The organism is Streptomyces sp. NPDC058664 (genome assembly GCF_042716635.1).
GTDB lineage: Bacteria > Actinomycetota > Actinomycetes > Streptomycetales > Streptomycetaceae > Streptomyces.
The window spans coordinates 1-1,968 of the sequence record NZ_JBHXRW010000187.1 but is presented as its reverse complement, the minus strand read 5'-3'; the positions used below and the strand labels follow the sequence as shown (position 1 = coordinate 1,968).

Annotated in this window: 2 protein-coding genes and 2 pseudogenes; 1 reads left to right on the top strand and 3 read right to left on the bottom strand. The window is 64.8% G+C overall.

The features are described from left to right. Positions 1 to 332, bottom strand: a 332-nt coding sequence (locus tag ACFWUY_RS41390; RefSeq protein WP_384122136.1) for a transposase, incomplete at its 3' end; no start/stop codon positions are given. Between the two features lie 289 nt (positions 333 to 621). Here ACFWUY_RS41390 and ACFWUY_RS41385 point away from each other — a divergent pair. Beyond that, on the top strand, positions 622 to 855 hold the full coding sequence (locus tag ACFWUY_RS41385; protein ID WP_384122133.1) for a hypothetical protein: 234 nt from the start codon (positions 622 to 624) through the stop codon (positions 853 to 855). A 67-nt stretch (positions 856 to 922) separates the two neighbouring features. Here ACFWUY_RS41385 and ACFWUY_RS41380 read toward each other — a convergent pair. Next, a pseudogene (locus ACFWUY_RS41380) lies at positions 923 to 1,066 on the bottom strand (IS5/IS1182 family transposase); the annotation flags it as partial. Next, positions 1,065 to 1,829, bottom strand: a pseudogene (locus tag ACFWUY_RS41375) (transposase family protein). The pseudogenes ACFWUY_RS41375 and ACFWUY_RS41380, both read right to left, overlap by 2 nt. Positions 1,830 to 1,968 lie beyond the last annotated feature (139 nt).

Sequence of the window (1,968 nt, the reverse complement as noted above, 5' to 3'; positions counted from 1 at the left end):
GAGGCGGTCGGCTCGGCTTTGCGGCCTTCCTTGACGCGGGCGAGACCGGTGAGGTCGTAGTTGAGTTGAGCGAAGACTCCCTCGTCGCGCCAGGCGGCGTAGTAGGCGTAGACGGTGTTGTGGCTGGGGAAGTCGTGCGGGAGGTATTTCCAGGGGATTCCCGTGCGGTTGATGTAGAGGATCGCGTTGAACACGTCCCGTAACTCGACCTTGGCTGGCTGGCCGGTGGGCCGGCGTTCGAGCCGGGCAGTTCGCCAGGCCGTCAGCGTCGGTTCGATCAGGGCCCATCGGGCGTCGGACAGGTCGCTGGGGTAGGGCTTGCGCTCGCTCACGGCACAGCGTGTACATGACCGCGTTTGGAGGGTGTAGTTCCGCTGGCTGTCCGGCGATTCTGGGGCGTCTTAAAGCCAGACGGACTTCGAGACACGGAAGCGAACGAGACGGGCAGGCGGGTTCGTGATCCGGGTGGGGATGCACACCTCCTACCGGGCAGAGGCGATCAAACTGGGGCATGAGCAGACCTCGCATACTAGAAAAGTGCTACGTAAACGCCCACTTAAAGAGCGTTTTGTTTGGGAAGAGGAGATCTAGTCCTGTTCCTGGTGCCATGCGGCCACCCACGTGGGCGGCGAGTGGTTCGAGATTTCACAACCGCCGTATCTGCCCGTAGGGATGCGCTGGGAGGAGGCCGTCACGGACGGTCTTGCCCCTGGTATCTCCCACGCCTTCGGCACCTTCGACAAGACGCTGTGCGGCATCCAGGAAGCCGGCATGTCATCGTCCGACTACTGGTGGCTGCCGGAACGGGAAGGCGCCTGCGGTGCCTGTCGGGAAGCGGCGGGTATCATTCGATGACCGTTGGCCGCATGAAATGAGGGGTGAAAACGCGCGGGACAGCGTGGCTCGGTGGCTATGAGTCCTTTCAGCTCGGAGTCGATTCTCGGGTGAGCCTGCGGCTCATGAGGTGGATCATGGCTTCGGAGCGGGTGGGCAGGGTTTCGTAGTCGCGGGCCAGGCGCCGGTGGAGCATGAGCCAACCATAGGTCCACTCCACTGCCCACCGCTTAGGTGAGCGTTTTCCATCCTCGCGTTGATGTGTGGTGAAGGGCGAGGACGGTCTTCACGACGTCGGTGATTCGGTTGGTGCTGCAGCGGAGCTTGCGTAGGAGGCGCCAGTCCTTGAGGGTGGCTATGGCTTGCTCGCCAATACAGCGGATCGTGGCGTGGGTGGTGTGTGGCGGCGCTTCCCTCGCTTGAGGCACCGGCCCGAAACGGTGCCCGGGTGGGTCCGCCGGCGCCTTGATACGCCTTGTCCGCCCAGCATGCCAGCATGTGAGTCCTGCTTCGGTGAGGGCTTCGATGATCCCGTGCTGCCTGGCGGCGGTCAGGTCGTGAGCCGAGCCGGGCAGGGCCGGCGAGGTCCGGAGCGGCCGTCCGAACGGATCGGTGAGGACCTGCACATTCATGCCGTGGCGCTTGTGTTTCCCGGAGTAGTAGGGGCTATCGGTGGTGATGCGGTCGATCGGCGGCAGGGTGCTGTCCAGGATGACGAACGCCTTCTCCCGGATCCTCTATGTCGCCTCGGCCAGGGACGGGGCGAGGCCGGGCAGGGCTTCGACAGCTTCACGTATGCAGCGGTAGACGGTTGCGATCCCGATGCCGAACCCCGCGGCAAGCTGGGTGCAGGTGCCACCGCACCGTGGACGGGCCAGGATGAGAGCCTGGCGGCCAGCGGTCAGGCGCCGCCATCTGGTCTCGGTTTCCTCTCGCTGCACAGCAAGACGTCCGGTCAGGAACCGCAAGGGCGCGGTGGGACCGAGTGATCGAATGGGGTCTCCCCTGCTCGAGCGAAGCCGAGAGGTCGGGCAAGGGGAGACGAGCACGCGAAGCTCCGTAAGTTGTTGGGCGGCCCGGGAGGGCCGGGTGTGGCTGACGCGAAGCTGTCTTCAGTGGCTTGCCAGGAGTGGC